This is a genomic window from Cupriavidus sp. SIMBA_020 (assembly GCF_046535395.1).
Taxonomy (GTDB): Bacteria; Pseudomonadota; Gammaproteobacteria; order Burkholderiales; family Burkholderiaceae; genus Cupriavidus; species Cupriavidus campinensis.
Map to the genome: position 1 here is coordinate 291,295 of NZ_JAWRWU010000005.1, position 14,899 is coordinate 306,193.

The 14,899-nt window shown below is 65.9% G+C and carries 17 protein-coding genes; 10 read left to right on the forward strand and 7 right to left on the reverse strand.

The genetic code is table 11. The features are described from left to right. Window positions 1-4: 4 nt before the first annotated feature. The 6 genes from SB751_RS12720 to SB751_RS12745 all read right to left on the reverse strand — a co-directional run bounded on the left by SB751_RS12720 (window position 5) and on the right by SB751_RS12745 (window position 7,799). Window positions 5-589: a glycerol-3-phosphate responsive antiterminator gene (locus tag SB751_RS12720; RefSeq protein WP_144197038.1), complete on the reverse strand. Its 585-nt coding sequence runs from the start codon at window positions 587-589 to the stop codon at window positions 5-7. A gap of 4 nt (window positions 590-593) precedes the next feature. Then, window positions 594-2,144, reverse strand: coding sequence for an FAD-binding oxidoreductase (locus SB751_RS12725; RefSeq protein WP_144197039.1), 1,551 nt, complete (start codon window positions 2,142-2,144; stop codon window positions 594-596). Next, the gene (locus SB751_RS12730; protein WP_144197040.1) at window positions 2,141-3,820 is read right to left on the reverse strand and encodes a glycerol-3-phosphate dehydrogenase/oxidase; all 1,680 of its coding nucleotides are present in this window, start codon (window positions 3,818-3,820) and stop codon (window positions 2,141-2,143) included. Before SB751_RS12730 ends, SB751_RS12725 begins: the two co-directional genes overlap by 4 nt. Before the next feature lie 18 nt (window positions 3,821-3,838). After that, window positions 3,839-5,362: an FGGY family carbohydrate kinase gene (locus SB751_RS12735; protein ID WP_144197041.1), complete on the reverse strand. Its 1,524-nt coding sequence runs from the start codon at window positions 5,360-5,362 to the stop codon at window positions 3,839-3,841. Continuing rightward, window positions 5,359-6,822 (reverse strand): MFS transporter, encoded by a 1,464-nt coding sequence (locus SB751_RS12740; RefSeq protein WP_144197042.1) that lies wholly within the window; start codon window positions 6,820-6,822, stop codon window positions 5,359-5,361. Before SB751_RS12740 ends, SB751_RS12735 begins: the two co-directional genes overlap by 4 nt. 164 nt (window positions 6,823-6,986) lie before the next feature. Beyond that, entirely contained in the window at window positions 6,987-7,799 is an 813-nt protein-coding gene (locus SB751_RS12745; protein WP_250025902.1) for a thioesterase family protein, read from the reverse strand. Window positions 7,800-8,175: 376 nt separating this feature from the next. Here SB751_RS12745 and SB751_RS12750 point away from each other — a divergent pair, with 376 nt between their 5' ends. From SB751_RS12750 to pcaD, 5 genes are read left to right on the forward strand one after another with little or no spacing between them, the layout of a single operon-like run. Then, a complete protein-coding gene (locus tag SB751_RS12750) occupies window positions 8,176-9,516 on the forward strand; it encodes a short-chain fatty acid transporter (RefSeq protein ID WP_144197044.1) in 1,341 nt (446 codons plus the stop codon). A 45-nt stretch (window positions 9,517-9,561) separates the two neighbouring features. Then, window positions 9,562-9,858, forward strand: a complete 297-nt coding sequence (locus SB751_RS12755) for a YciI family protein (RefSeq protein WP_144197045.1) — start codon at window positions 9,562-9,564, stop codon at window positions 9,856-9,858. A gap of 14 nt (window positions 9,859-9,872) precedes the next feature. Next, window positions 9,873-10,931 (forward strand): cyclase family protein, encoded by a 1,059-nt coding sequence (locus SB751_RS12760; protein ID WP_144197046.1) that lies wholly within the window; start codon window positions 9,873-9,875, stop codon window positions 10,929-10,931. Window positions 10,932-10,958: 27 nt separating this feature from the next. After that, window positions 10,959-11,243 carry a muconolactone Delta-isomerase gene (catC, locus tag SB751_RS12765; RefSeq protein WP_144197047.1) on the forward strand — a complete coding sequence of 95 codons (285 nt, stop codon included), beginning with the start codon at window positions 10,959-10,961 and terminating at the stop codon, window positions 11,241-11,243. Between the two features lie 15 nt (window positions 11,244-11,258). Next, complete coding sequence (gene pcaD, locus SB751_RS12770; protein WP_144197048.1) at window positions 11,259-12,038, forward strand: 3-oxoadipate enol-lactonase; 780 nt, start codon at window positions 11,259-11,261, stop codon at window positions 12,036-12,038. Window positions 12,039-12,089: 51 nt separating this feature from the next. On the opposite strand, the gene SB751_RS12775 is transcribed toward pcaD, so the two are convergent. Next, on the reverse strand, window positions 12,090-12,587 hold the full coding sequence (locus tag SB751_RS12775; protein ID WP_144197049.1) for a hypothetical protein: 498 nt from the start codon (window positions 12,585-12,587) through the stop codon (window positions 12,090-12,092). Between the two features lie 215 nt (window positions 12,588-12,802). On the opposite strand from SB751_RS12775, the gene SB751_RS12780 reads away from it, so the two are divergent. From SB751_RS12780 to SB751_RS12800, 5 genes are all read left to right on the forward strand, one after another. Further along, a complete protein-coding gene (locus SB751_RS12780) occupies window positions 12,803-13,159 on the forward strand; it encodes a hypothetical protein (RefSeq protein ID WP_144197050.1) in 357 nt (118 codons plus the stop codon). A 265-nt stretch (window positions 13,160-13,424) separates the two neighbouring features. Then, entirely contained in the window at window positions 13,425-13,628 is a 204-nt protein-coding gene (locus tag SB751_RS12785) for a cold-shock protein (RefSeq protein WP_144197051.1), read from the forward strand. A 177-nt stretch (window positions 13,629-13,805) separates the two neighbouring features. Next, on the forward strand, window positions 13,806-14,183 hold the full coding sequence (locus SB751_RS12790; protein WP_144197052.1) for a hypothetical protein: 378 nt from the start codon (window positions 13,806-13,808) through the stop codon (window positions 14,181-14,183). A gap of 87 nt (window positions 14,184-14,270) precedes the next feature. Continuing rightward, window positions 14,271-14,405, forward strand: coding sequence for a hypothetical protein (locus SB751_RS12795; protein ID WP_280527751.1), 135 nt, complete (start codon window positions 14,271-14,273; stop codon window positions 14,403-14,405). 34 nt (window positions 14,406-14,439) lie between these two features. Continuing rightward, the gene (locus SB751_RS12800) at window positions 14,440-14,757 is read left to right on the forward strand and encodes a hypothetical protein (RefSeq protein ID WP_144197053.1); all 318 of its coding nucleotides are present in this window, start codon (window positions 14,440-14,442) and stop codon (window positions 14,755-14,757) included. Window positions 14,758-14,899 lie beyond the last annotated feature (142 nt).

Sequence of the window (14,899 nt, forward strand, 5' to 3'; positions counted from 1 at the left end):
GGCTTCAGGACTTCAGTGTCTTGCCTTCGAGGTTCCAGAGCTTGCGGTCGCTGGTCGAGACCGCCACCGCGCCATGCGCGAGCGCGCTGCGGATGTCGGTCTCGTTGCAGACAAAGCCGGACGTGACGATGGGCGGCAGCGCCTTGCGGTCCGCCTCGGGCAGGTGGGACAGCATCGGCGCCGGCATCAGCTGCACCAGGTTGGGGTCGCTCTGCTCCAGCGCCTTCACGCTGCGTGGCCATGTCGAGCGGTCGGTCACGAAGACCTTCTGCATCGTCACCATGCCGGCGCGGTTGGCGCGCTGGATGGTGGCCACGCGCGTGGACACCAGACTGGTCACCCCGATGTCCGCCAGGTAATCCACGCCACCCTTGTCCTGCGACAGCCCTTCGCAGCTGTCGATGTTGACGATGACGTACTTGCCGGCGCGGGTCAGCGTGGCAATCACGGGCTGCAGCTTGCGCAGCTCCACGTTCGCCACGATCGAGACTTCGGCCTCGCTGTCGACAAACGCATCGACCTGCTCCGCGCCGTAGAGCGTGGCGATGACCGGGTGGCGCGTCAGGCGGGCGCCGAGGGACCTGTCCATGGTGTTACTTCGCTTCGTGGGAAAGCACGTCGCTCAGGCCGAGCTTCCCGGGGTTGAGGATGTTCTGCGGATCGAGTGCCTGCTTGACCGCCACCAGCACCGGGAACGCCGTGTCCAGCGACGGCGCCATGTACGGCGCGCGCAGCAGCCCGATGCCATGATGGTGGCTCAGGGCCGCATTGTATTGGATCAGCACGGCGTTGGCGGCGTCCCAGGCGGCGCGATACCACCTCTGGCGGTCTTCCACGGCGACCTCGCCGCGCAGCGAAAAGTACAGGCAGGCGCCGTCCACGTAGGCGTGCGACTGGTGCGCGGAGCCGGCCAGCGTGCCGGGCACCGCGTTGATGGCGGCCACCACGTCGTCGTAGATCGCGGGCAGGTCCGCCCACGGCCCGGACATCTCCAGCGTATCGGCGACGAAGCCGGGGCTGCGCTTGAAGCCTTCGGCGCTCTTGCCGGTCAGGTAGCGCGTGTCGAGCCAGCGTTCGAAGATGGCCTTGTCGTCGAGCTTGTCGCCCAGTTCCGCGCAGACCCGCTCGCCGATCGCCATCACCGCATCGACCATATCCCGGGCGCCTTCGTCAGCCACCAGCAGCACGTTGGTGTCCGGCAGGCCGAACTGCACGCCGCTCTCCAGGGCGTCATAGAGCCGCAGGGCCGCCGGGTTTGCGCCGCGCTGCATGATTTCCCGGCACGCCTCCAGGCCGATGGCGAAGGTCTTGAAGCCATAGGCGATGGCGCGGCCGTAGTCGGGCAGGCGGTGCAGCTTCAGCCGCACGCGCACGATCACCCCCAGCGTGCCTTCCGAGCCGATGAACAGCTGCTGCAGGTCCGGGCCCAGCGCCGCGCGCGAGTAGCCGCCCACGGTGATGAGGCGGCCGTCGGCCAGCACCACGTCCATGCCGAAGACCATGTCCTCGATCTTGCCGTAGCGTGTGGAGAGCTGCCCGGCGCCCCGGCAGGCCACCCAGCCGCCCACCGTGCTGATGGCGTATGACGACGGCCAGTGGCCCATCGTCATGCCGTATTCCTGCTGGATGGTCTGCTCGAAGATGTCGCCGAACATGCCGGCCTCGACTTCCACGATCTGGCTGTCCTTGTCGAAGCCCAGCAGCTTGTTCAACTCGCAGACGTCGAGCACGATGCCGCCGCGTACCGGCAGCGCGGCGCCGGTGACGTTGCTGCGGCCGGCGGAAACCGTGACCGGCACCGCACTGGCGTGGGCGATGCGCATCACGGCCTGCACCTGGTCCACGGTGGACACGCGCACGATCACGCCGCGCGGCGTGGCCGGCTTGCCGCCGGTCTCGGTCATCATCGAGCCCGCCCACCAGTCGCGCGTCCACGTCACCACGTCGCCGGTGCTGGTCAGGACCGCATCCGCCACCTGGCGCAGCGCGGCCAGCGTGGCGTCGCTGAGCGGCACGGCGTCGCGCTGCAGGCCGGGGGCGTCTGGCGTCTCGGTGATGGTGGCTGCGTAGCCCGGCGGCGTGTGCGCGCCCACGACGTAGTTGCCGCGGTTGTAACCGCGCTTGATGGCTTCCTTGCTGATCATGCTGCTTCTCCCATGAGGACGGATTTTTCGAGTGCCACGGCGGCCAGGTAGTCGCTGACCTGCCGGGCGACGGCCGACTCGGACAATCCGAGTTCGGCCTGGAGGATCTGGCCCACGCGCGGTGCGGCGTGGGCGGAGGCATCGCGCGCCATCAGGCGGGCACGCATGCGGCGCGACAGCACGTCGTCCACGGTGCCGGCCAGCTCGTGGCGCACCGCGTAGACGACTTCCGCTTCGGTGTGGGGCAGGCCTTCGACAATGGGCCGGCCGAGCGCGGCATCGGCCTGGAGGATGTCGCTGACAAAGCGCGCCTCCGTGCCGTACCGCTCGCCCAGGTGCGCCGACATGCCGCCTGACGCCACGATGGCCTGTGCGTCATAGCCGGCGGCGCCGAGCAGGTAGGCGCTCTTCGTGCGGCACTTGCCGCGCTTGCCGATCACGCGCTGCGCGGCGTCGATGGTCTGCTCGGCCATATGGCGCGAGGTGGTCAGCTTGCCGCCGACGATGGTCACCAGGCCGTCATCGGCAACATGGATTTCATGGTTGCGCTTGATCTCGAGCGTCTTGCCGCCCGGCGGCGCCACCAGCGGCCGGCATCCGGCGATGCTGCCCACCACGTCTTCCGGCTGGAGGTCCGTCTTCAGCGCCGACCGTGCGCCTTCGAGCAGGAAGTCGAGTTCCTGGCGGGTGCACATCACGTTGTCGAGGTCGCCTTCGTAGTCCTCGTCAGTGGTGCCGAGGTAGGACACATTGCCCCAGCGCGTGATGGTGGCGCGGCGGCTGCGCCCCGGTACGGGAATCGTCACCGTGCAGTCGTTGCGGATCTTGAGCCAGGGAATGGCCACGTGCACGCCCTTGGCGGGGCGGATGTGCAGCGTCTTCTGTTCGCCGCGCTTGCGGCCGGTCCAGTCGCGCAGCCACACGCCGGTGGCCATGATGACCACGCCCGCACGCACGCGGATTTCCTGCTCGCCCGCGTGGACGATGGCGCCATCGACCTTGCCGTGGCCGTCGCGGGTGATCTCCATGACCTGCGCGTGGTTGGCCACGGCCGCGCCATGGAAGGCGGCGGTGCGCGCGATGTTCAGCGTCAGCCGCGCGTCATCCACCCGCGCATCGAAATACAGGAAGCCCCCGGTCAGGTGCTCCGGATTGAAGGTGGGGCAGTGCGAGAGGACCTCCGCCTTGGTCAGCTTCTGGTGCAGGATGCCTTCGCGCCAGCCGCCGGCCAGGTCGTAGGTCCAGAGCAGGCTCTCGAATGCCTTGGCGAGCCGCTTGTCGAACACGCCGTCGCGCTCCATCACGGGAAACAGGAATGGCAGGCGTTGCACCAGATGGCGCGCGTTGCGGCGCAGGCGCTGGCGCTCAAGCAGGGAATGGCGCACCAGGCTCAGGTTGCCCTGCTCGATGTAGCGCAGGCCGCCGTGCACCATCTTCGACGACTTGGACGAGGTGCCCGAGGCAAAGTCGTTCTTCTCGACCAGCGCCACACGGTAGCCGCGCAGGCTGGCGTCCAGCGCCGCGTAGGCGCCGGTGACCCCGCCGCCGACGATGAGGATGTCGAAGGCCTCGCTGCCCAGGCGGTCCAGTTGCGACCGGCGGTCGAGCCGCAGCGGTTCGGTGCTGGTCATGGCGGCGCGTTCGCGGCTCGCGCTTCGGGATGGCAGACCCATCATGTTGATCGCTTCTCCTGATTAATGCGACGCAAACGCGTCCACGTGATTGAGTTCCGACGCCACGCGGGCGTGCCAGAGCGTGCGCCGCGCGGCGCGCTCGTCCTCGCCGATGGCCGGGGTAAACACGGCGTCCGGCGCGGTGGTGGTGCGGGCTTGCTGCAGGGAGTCCCACAGCAGGCCCGACGCGCCGGCCAGATAGGCGATGCCGCGCAGGCTGGCGCGGTCCGTCTCCTGCATGCGATGGATCGGCAGGCCGGTGAGGTCGGCCTGCATCTGGAGCAGCGCGTCGCTGCCGGAGAGGCCGCCGCCCACTACGAGGCCGGAGACGGCCACGCCGGCGATGTCGCGGTTGGCCTCGATGCAGGAGGCCACGGAATGGGCGATGCCGGCGAGGATGGCGTGGGCGATCTCCGCCTGCGTGGTGGCCATCGACACGCCGTTCAGCGCGGCGCGGGCCTCGGGCTGCATCTGCGGCACGCGCAGGCCGGTGAGCGCCGGGATGAACGTGACGCCGCCCGACGAGGGCACCGTGGCCGCCAGTGCGCTGATCTGCCGGGCGTCCTGGAACCAGTGCAGTTTGTTGCAGACCCAGTTGAGCGCGGAGCCGGTGGTGGCCACGAAGGTCTCCACCGAGTAGTGGGAGACGCCCTGATGGCGCCGCGCGGTCATCGTCAGCGTGCTGTCCGATTCGCCGCTGCGCGCGGGCAGGGCGGGGCCGACCATCAGGTCCACGAAGCTGCCGGTGCCGTGCAGGCACATCGACTGCCCGGCGTCGAGGCAGCCCAGCCCGATGGCGCCGGCAAGCTGGTCGCCGGCGCAGGCGAGGATGGGCACGTCGATGCCGAGCAGGTCGGTGCGCGTGCGGCCGAAGTCATCGGCGTCCTGCCGCAACTCGGGCAGCAGCTCACGCGGAAAGTCGAGTGCATCGATCCAATCCGTGAGGTAGCGGTGCTCGCCGAGCATGTAGGCGCTGCATGACGTGGCATTCGTCGGCGTGGTCACGCAGGCGCGCTCGGTGGAGAGGTGCCAGAGCAGCCAGCTGTCCACGGTGCCAAACGCCAGGCGGCGCGCGGCCCATGCCTCGGCCACGACGGGCGTCTCGCGCAGGTGCCGTGCCGCCCACAGGTAGGGCGACCGCACGCCGGCAGGCCGGCCGACGGCGGGGCGCAGGCGCGCATCCCATGTGCCCGCCAACGCGTGCAGGTCCGGCGCGTAGCGCGTGTCCTGCCAGACCATGGCCGGCACCAGCGCGCGGCCGGTTTGCGTGTCCCACAGCACGGCCGTGGCGCGCTGCGTGGCGATGGCGAGCGCCACCACGTTGAGGTTATCGCGCGCGGCCTGCGCCAACGTGGCCCGGCACACGGCCAGCGTCTTCTCCAGCAGGACGTTGGCGTCCTGCTCGACCACGCCGGGGCGCGGTGAATCCACTTGCAGCGTGGTGTATTCCAGGCATGAGACGTGGCCATCGGCGGCCACCACGGCGGCGCGGGTGCCGGACGTGCCCTCGTCGATGGCGAGGATGACGTTCCTGTTCTGGGTCATGACTGCGATTTCTCGATCACGGGTTGCAGGAAGCCGGCCGCCTCGCGCGCATCGCGTGCGAACTGCGGGGCATCGGCTTCGTTGTCAGGGTTGATGGTGGTGCGCGTGGGGTCCCAGCGGATCGTGAAGCAGATGATGCTGGCGATGAGGGGCACCACGGAGAGGATCAGGAAGGTGGTTTCCAGCCCGTACTGGGCGCGGAACAGCGGAAACACCAGCAGGCCCAGCGCCGCGCCGATGGAGCCGAGCGCGCCGATGATGCCGTTGGCGCCCGCGCGCAGTTCGCTGCGGAACGACAGCGAGGACAGGCTCTTGCCGTTCGCGCCGGGGCCGCCCGAGTGGAACAGGATGAACAGCGACGGCACGACCACGGCGACCCACATCGGCATCTTGCCGTTGAACAGGCCGAGCACCAGCAGCATCACGAAGACGGCGGCGAAGCCGAACGCCGAGGCGCGGCGCAGCCCAAGCTTGCGGCCGATCAGCGGGGACAGGAAGCCGCCGAAGATGCCGCACACATTGAACACCAGCGCGCCGATGGTGGCGTAGACAAAGTCCTTGCCGAACAGTGCGGCGCTGATCAGCGGCAGGTACCAGCCAATCGCGAAGTACTGGATCGACTGGCCGATCTGCACCGTGGAGGCGAGGATGGTGCGGGGCAGGTAGACGCCACGGAAGATCAGCAGCACGTTGGCCAGGCCGCGACGGGCCTGGTTGGTCACGGGAACGCGCTCGGACGGCGGGGCGGCCATGAAGGCGCGGCCATAGATGCGCGTCATGGCGCGCGCGGCGGCGTCCAGCCGCTCCTTGCGGGCCAGCCAGATCGGGCTTTCGACCAGGAACAGCAGTTGCAGCACCAGGATGACGACGCCAAAGATTGCCGTGGCGGCCACCGAGTAGCGCCAGATCGTGTCGCCCACATGCCACGAGTGGAACAGCAGCGCCAGCAGCAGGTTGGAACAGACTGCCGTGTACCACATGCCCTGCCAGGTATTGAGGCGGCTCTTGAGCTTGACCGGCGTGAATTCGGCCAGCACGGCCATGGCGATGGCGAAGTCGATGCCGTACGCTGCGCCGACGAAGAAGCGGCCGACCAGGATCACATCGAAGCCGGGCGCGAACACCACCAGCAGCGCGCCGACCACGGCCAGCACCTTGGCCAGGATCAGCGGGCGCACGCGGCCCCAACGGTCGGCCATCCAGCCGCCCAGCGGGTTGAAGACGATGGCGACCCACGAGGCGAACGAGGTCAGCAGCGCCACCTGCGCGGGGGCCAGCTGCAAATTGCGCGTCATCGGCCCAAGGCCGGCGCTCAGTGCGGAATTGGAGAAAGCGTCAAGGAAGAGTCCGCCGAGGGCGAGCCACCACACCACGCCGGCGCGGCCACGTATGCCAGGACAGGAATCTATGAAGGCGATGACATCGTCGATGCCACGAAGCTTGATGGCAGAGGTTTGCACGGCGGTCTCCTTTTTTTGGTTCTGTAAGAGGCCGCAGCAAACTGCACGCGCTAAGAGACCATCTTACAGATGGTCTCTTATCTAGATCTGCCCGGCCAATGTATGTCGCCGGGCAGGGCATGTCAACGGGGAAAACCCGATAGGTGGGGCGAAGCCGGGTGCGACTAGCGCGCGTCGCGCGGCTTGAAGATCAGCCCCTGCTGCGCGACGCCGATGACGCCCTGCTCGTCATGCAGCGTGGTACGGGCCAGGCCGATGCCGCTTTCCTGCACCGTGGTCGTCGATTCAGCCGCGACCCATTCCCCGCATGGCAGCCGGTGCAGGTACATCGTCAGGTCGGCATTCGCAAACGCGAAGCGATCCAGCGGCACGGCCCAGCTGATGCCATTGCCGAAGTCCGCGGCGGCCACTGCGCGTGCCGCCGCGGTCACCGGCCAGTCGGCCACCAGCGGCACCGCCAGGCGGAACCACACGGCCGCGGGGCCGGGTGCCGTGACCGTGCCGGTCGCCACGCGGCTCTCCATGGCGGTGTAGTGGAACGAGGTCTGCGGCTCCATGCCCGGGATGAGGATCGGCGTGTGGCACGCATCGGGTGGGGGGAGGGACGGGGACTGGGGGGAGGACTGGAGATCGAGCGCGCGCTCGCGGATGTAGACCGCCGTCCCGTAGACGACCGGCACGCCTTCGTGGGACAGCTCCAGGCGCACGCGCCGTACCGATCCCCCCGGCTGCGGTTCGACCACCGCGCGCAACGGTGCCACGGGCACCGGCCGCACGAATTCGAGGGTGAGGCGAACCATCGACCAACCCGGCTCATGTGCCATGGCGCGGTCCGCCATCGAGGCCAGCAAGCCGCCGGGCGCGCCGCCGTGCTGGGCGCCGGGATGCCAGGGGCCGCGTGACAGCTCGGTGGGGATGACGGTATCGCCCGAGACTTCGAAAATGCTGTGGGGAATGGGCACAGAAGCAGTAGCCAAGACGGTCTCCGTGAGGCGCGGTGCGCGCCCCGGACGCCGGGGCGCTATGGCCGCCAACGATACACCACGACATGGCTGGCCCGCAGGCCGCACCGTTCTGTGCGGATACCGGCCATGAACCTTTCAGCCGTGAAAGTCGGTTGGTGCATTGCAATAAGCGAAGCGGCTTCGCGCAGGCCGCAACGGCCTGCCAATCGGCAATGCGGATCTGCTGCGTTGCAATATCGAATTGTTGCAAGATGAGGTGGTAATTGACGCCTTCATTGCGTTGACATTGCCGAAGGCAAGGTCTTACCCTCCGATCCACGCTAACTAGACGTTCGCATATAGAACGCAAGTTCGATATGTGGTCATTTCGGATTTCAGGAGACTTGCCTTGAACAAGGTTGCTGGGTTCTTTACGGAACTGATGCGCCGGTATTTGCCGGACCCCTTCGTGTTTGCCATTGGCCTGACGCTGCTCTCCATGGTGATGGCGATGCTGGTCGAGGGGCAGGCCGCCAACACGATCATCCTGAACTGGGGCAAGGGGTTCTGGAACCTGCTCGCGTTCACCACGCAAATGGCCGTGATCCTGGCGATGGGCTATGTGCTGGCCACCGCGCCACTGGTCGATCGTTTCCTGAACAGCATCGTCGCGCGTGTGCATTCGCCGCGCGGGGCCATCATCGTGGCGACGCTGGTCGGTGGTATCGGCAGCTATCTGAACTGGGGCTTCGGCCTCGTGATCGGTGGCATCATCGCCCGCAAGCTGGCGATGAAGGTGAAGGGCGTGCACTACCCGCTGATCATCGCATCTGCCTATAGCGGCTTCACGATGTACGGGCTGGGCCTGTCCGCCAGCATTCCCGTGCTGATCTCCACGCCGGGCCACCCGATGGAAAAGCTCATGGGCGTGGTGGCGCTCAAGGACACGATCTTCTCCCTGCCGATGCTGCTCACCAGCCTGGCCGTGATCGTCACGCTGCCGCTGCTCAACGCCATGCTGCATCCGCGCGATGCCAAGGATGTGGTGGAGATCAAGGAAGAAGCGGAGGAGGGCCGCGCCGCCGCCGCCGGTGGCCATAGCATGGGCATCGAGAACACGCTGGCCGCGCGCATGAACAACAGCCGCCTGCTGAGCCTGCTCATCGGCCTGTGCGGCTTGGCCTACGCGGTGCTGTACTTCACGCAGGGCGGCACGCTGGATCTGAACCTGATCAACTTCCTGATCCTGTTTATCGGGGTGCTGCTCCTGGGCACGCCGGCTCAGTACGTGGCTAAGCTCAACGAGGGCATCAAGACGATTTCAGGCATCATCCTGCAATATCCGTTCTATGCCGGCATCATGGCGATCATGGCGGGCTCGGGGCTGGTGGATACCATTTCGCGCGTGTTCGTGGATATCGCCACGCCGCAGACGCTGCCGTTCTGGGGCCTGGTGAGCTCGTTCGTGATCAATTTCTTCGCGCCGTCGGGTGGTGGCCACTGGGTGATTCAGGGGCCATTCATGATCGACGCGGCGAAAGCCATCGGCAGCTCGGTGGCGCAGACCTCGATGTCGGTGATGCTGGGCAACGCGTGGAATGACCTCGTGCAGCCGTTCTGGATCCTGCCGGCGCTGGCGCTGTCCAAGCTCAAGCTCAAGGACGTGATGGGTTATACGGTGATCATGATGTTCTGGGTTGGCGCCATCTATATCGTGGCGTTGCTGGCCTGGGGCATGCTGACGCACTGATGCTGTACTGACCGATGTACTGACAACCAACGCGGAGACAATCGCATGCCGTTCCTGATCGAGACGTTCGACAAGCCGAATCACCAGCACGTGCGGCAGGCCAACCGGCCCGAGCACCTGGATTACCTGGAAGCCAACAAGGCGCTGCTGCTGGCCTGCGGCGCCAAGCTCAACGATGACGGCAGCGATGGCGGTGGCGGCCTGTATATCGTCGACGTGGACTCGCGCGAGGCGGCGCAGGCATTTATCGAAGCCGATCCGTTCCACAAGGCGGCGCTGTTCGCCGAGGTGAAGATCGTGCGGTGGCGCAAGGCCTATCTGGACGGCGTCCGTCATATCTGAGCGAAGGCGTAGGCATGAAGCGATGGAAGCAACGGCCCGAAGGCGCCAACTGGGGCGACTTCGGCGAGGACGACCAGCTCGGCCGCCTGAACCTGATCACGCCGGCGCGCGTGCGAGCCGCCGCGCAGGAGATTCAAAGCGGCCGGACGTTCTGCCTGTCCCTGCCGCTGGACCTGCCCGGCGGGAACGTGCTGAACCCGCGCAGGCATCCGCCCGTGCTGCGTCCCACCTTCCGTGACGACGTGGCGTATGTGAACTTCCCGCTGGCCAAGGTCGATCCGCGCGCGCTGGACGTGCTCAGCGACGACCAGGTGCTGCTATCCATGCAGTACTCCACGCAGTGGGATTCACTGGCCCACGTTGGCGCGCTGTTCGACGCCGATGGCGATGGAGTTGCCGAACGCGTCTACTACAACGGTTTCCGACCGAATGCCGATATCGTCGGTCCGGTCGACTATGCCGAGGCCGACCACTTCGCGGCCCATTCCTGCGGGCACGACCACAGCCATGCCGACGCGCTGGGTATCGAGACCTTTGCTGCCCACGGGATTCAGGCGCGTGGCGTGCTGGTGGATCTGGCGGAGCACTATGGCCGCGAATGCCGCACGGTGGGTTACGACGACCTGATGCGCGTGGTTGACGCCGACGGCATCGAAGTTGGCAGTGGCGACATCCTCGTGCTCCGCACCGGCTTTGCCGAGATGCTGGTCGAGATGGCCGGCGAGCCCGATGCCGAACGGCTGCATCACAGCTGCTGCGCGCTGGACGGGCGCGACGACAGGCTGTTGCAGTGGATCACCGATTCCGGCATCGCCGCCATCGCCGCCGACAACTACGCCGTCGAACGTTATCCGGCCCGGCCCGTACCGGCGGAGCAGGGCCCCGTGCCGATGCTGCCACTGCATCATCACTGCCTGTTCAAGCTCGGCTTGCCGCTCGGCGAACTCTGGTACCTGCGCGACCTGGCCGCCTGGCTGCGCGCCGGGGGCCGCCATCGGTTTTTCCTGTCGGCGCCGCCGTTGCGGCTGCCCGGCGCCATGGGGTCGCCCGTGACGCCCGTTGCCACGACCTGATTCCTCTCTCTTCTCTAGGAGCCCACCATGCTGTTCATGGTTGAAATGACTGTTCGCATTCCCCAAACGCTCGACCCGGTCGTCGCCGACAAGATCAAGGCGGAAGAGAAGGCGTACTCCCAGCAGCTGCAACGCGACGGCAAGTGGCGCCACCTCTGGCGCGTGGCCGGCCTCTACGCGAACGTGAGCGTCTTTGACGTCAAGGATGCCGACGAACTGCACACGCTGCTGACCGCGCTGCCGCTGTATCCGTACCTGGATCTGAAGGTGACCGCGCTGGCGCAGCACGCCTCGGCCATCGCCCAGAACTGAGCCCCGGAGACCGCCATGCCTTTTGCTGAACTTGCGGACGTGAAGCTCCATTACCGGTTCGACGGGGATGAGAGCCTGCCCGTGCTGGTGCTGTCGAACTCCCTGGGCACCAGCCTCGACATGTGGCAGCCGCAGATCCCGGCGCTGACGCAGCGTTTCCGCGTGCTGCGCTACGACACGCGCGGCCACGGGCAGTCGTCCGTCACCGAGGGGCCGTACAGCATCGCGCAACTGGGCGGGGACGTGATCGCACTGCTAGACCATCTCGGCCTGCAACGCGTGCATTTCTGCGGGCTGTCGATGGGCGGCATCACTGGCATGTGGCTGGGCGTCCACCATGGTGACCGCCTTGACAAGCTGATCCTGTGCAATACGGCGGCTTATATCGGGCCGCCCGAGAACTGGACCAACCGTGCTGCCGCGGTAGAGCGCGACGGTGTGGCCTCGATTGCCACTGCCGTGGTCGACAAATGGCTCACGCCGGATTTCGCGGCGCAGCAGGCGGATCTGGTGCAGACGTTGCGGACGATGCTGGGCGCGACGGACGCGCGTGGTTACGCCGCGAACTGCAGGGCCGTGCGCGATTCGGATCTGCGCAACGACGTGCAGCGCATTGCCACGCCCACGCTGGTGATTGCCGGCACCGGCGACATCCCGACCCCGCCTGCGGATGGTCGATACCTGGCGGAGACCATTCCTGGCGCCAAGTACGTGGAACTGTACGCCGCGCATCTCTCGAACCTGCAGCAGGTGGAGGGATTCAATCAGGCTGTGCTGGCGTTTCTGGATCGCTGATGCGTGACGCGGGCTCCCGCCGGGAGCCCGGCGGGCAGCGCTGGCAAGACATCACCGGATCTTGCCGAATCCCCCAGTGGCCCACTGCAAGCCGCTTTCCCGCGTCAGGCGGAAGTCCGGCCGCACTTTGACAGTAGCGAGCACGTCTCCGAACTGACCGACCGCCGTGAGCGTGCCGAACGGCTCGTACTCGTCCGGCGTGATAACAAGCTGGACAGTGACCGCGTCCGATCCGACTTCAACGGTCACCTGCTTGTTCAGTTGCGCGTGTAACTGCTGCTCGTGTCGGCGGATGACTTCCGCAGCGGTCTTCACCAGGGTCTGGTGCGCGGTCGCATCCAGCGGTTTCGGATCGACCTTGTTTCGGCCCATTGTCCACGGGCCGACCAGTGCGGGCTCCGTGCTGCCCTCCCTGATCATCTCGACCGCCCACCCATCTCCATCCTCGTTCTTGAGGACCCGGGCGGTCCAGCCCTTGTCTCGCCAAAGTCTGGGCTCATGGATGGGGGAGGATTCACCCTCTGAAGGGACTGTGTCGCTGTGATTCATGGATCTCGTATTCAATGCATGCGGACGTCGCCGCTGGCGCGCGGCAGCCGCTGCCATGGTGGCTGCTAAACGCCGCATTGTAATGGGATCAGTGTCTCGCCGAAATGGCGCCCACTGCCTTTGATGGCCGGCAGGGTAGCCCATGGTCCAATACCCGCGATTTCCTGAGTTGAATATCTTTGTGGAGTAAGCGAACGTCCTATGGAGCCAACAACATGAAATACTCCCTGCTCGTTGTGTTGGTCGCAGCCGCCGGATGCGCCACGCCGCCGCCGCCGGCACCTCTTCCCCCGCCGCCGCCGGCCAATGCCAGCAAGGTGGGCCAGAGCCAGATGCCGCCCAAGGCGGCAGCACAGTGCATCGGATCGAAATGGACGCAATCTTCCGGACAGCCGGCCATGATCCAGTACGTGTACGCCAACGACACGGCATTCGATGTCTTTGTCCCGGGCCAGACCCCGCCCGCCGGCACTGCCGCGATGGTGAGGCCAGCGCCGACAGGGACGGGTTCAACGCTGTACTTCCGCGGCAACGACGCCGCGGCGTCCAGTGTCTTGAGCCAGTGCCCCTAAGCGTGGCAATGTCGGCGTAGCGAAGCGCGTCAGGGGTGGCCGATGGCTGGCTTTCCCCTGGCCCGCCTTTGACCGTATGTCATCGGTTTCCCGAATCATTCGTAAGTTTGGTTGACCTGCCCGGGTATGGCCTGTATAAGAATCCTTGCAGGATCATCAAGCAGACCGCAGAGTTCTTTGGCGAATCGCCACCTTCCTTGTTTCTTCCTTGACTATCGTGCCTCGCCGGTATTTTCGTCGTGCGAGAATTTTTTGGGAATGTGACATGGCAACAGGTACAGTAAAGTGGTTTAACGACGCCAAGGGCTTTGGTTTCATCACGCCGGAAGCGGGTGGAAATGATCTTTTCGCGCATTTCTCCGAAATCCAGGGCGATGGCTTCAAGTCGCTGCAAGAGGGACAGAAGGTGAATTACGTTGAAGGCAGTGGCCCGAAGGGTCCGACTGCGACGAAGATTCAGCCTTCCTGAACTGACTCGGCTGGCAACAGCTGTAAAGTTGTAAAAAAGCTCCGCAAATGCGGAGCTTTTTTATTGTGGCGGGTTTTTCCCTAGGGGAAATAGCCCCGCCGCGAGTTGAGCGGAAGGAGTAGAGTCGATGAGTAGTCGCAAAAATCCGATACCTTCCCTCTCTAAGGCGATTCAAGTATGCACGGTGCCTCCCCGCCCTTCAGCTTTCTCTGCACATTAGACGCCGAGGTCGAGCGCCTGGCCTACCATGTGGCGGTCAGTTTCCGGGACGGCAACCACCCAGCGGGTGTGCAATTCACAAGCTTCGTTGGCACCGGAAGACGTTCCTTTTCCGTGCGCAGCCCCGACAGCGATCTCCAGCCCGCGACCGGAGAGACTTGCGAACAGCTGTGCCGCATCGCCATTGGCCAGGTCCTGCGCGATCAGCTCTACAACAAGACGGTCGATGGCGATCACGTACTCGATCTTGACGTGTTGCCATGGGACGGCGAACTGAAGCCCGTGGGCGCAGGCAATATCGCAAGGCGCCCGGCACGCCGATATTCACCGGTCTAAGATGCCGGGCCCGATATATCCCTGAGGCAGGCAGTAAGAGCGTATGCTGGTGCTGCCAATCGGCAATCCATGCATCAGGAGCATCTCATGGCCAAGAGCCAACTACGCGGCAATCGCGAAGCAAAAAAACCCAAACAACCCAAGAAGCCGGCCGTGCCGGCAAGCCCGATCGGAGCGGTGCATTCGCGGATCGGCAACGACGGCGTCGGCAAACGGAAGTAAATCGGCGGAAGCCGACCGATGAGGGAGGCGCATCATGATCCATCAGGACTTTAGCCCGACATTCCAGGGGCTCCCACTTACCGCCGAGCAGGAATCGGAAGTTCGTCATTATTTGAACCGGAAGGCGCGGCTTGGCCGGCCGTGGGACACCCTGGCATTGCGGGGCATGCTGGAAGACATGCTGCTGCCGCCTGCGGCCGAGGATAGCGACGCAGGCGATACGCGGCTGGAGCGTGTCGCTGCGGCGGAACGCGCGGCGGCGTTCGTCGACGACGCGATGGAACCCATTGAAGCGTACGAGGAATGGAACGCAGCGATGGAAACCGAGGGCATGAAAGGCGGCCAGCGCTGACCTGGGCCATCGACGGCCCGAGCGCGGAGCCTGACCACCGCGAAGCTGGCACAGACGCGCTTGCCGGCGTCGCCATGACGGGTGCCTGCGGCACATCATTCGGCCCCGCCGAAAGCACTATCACCGCACTGGGGGTTGCCAT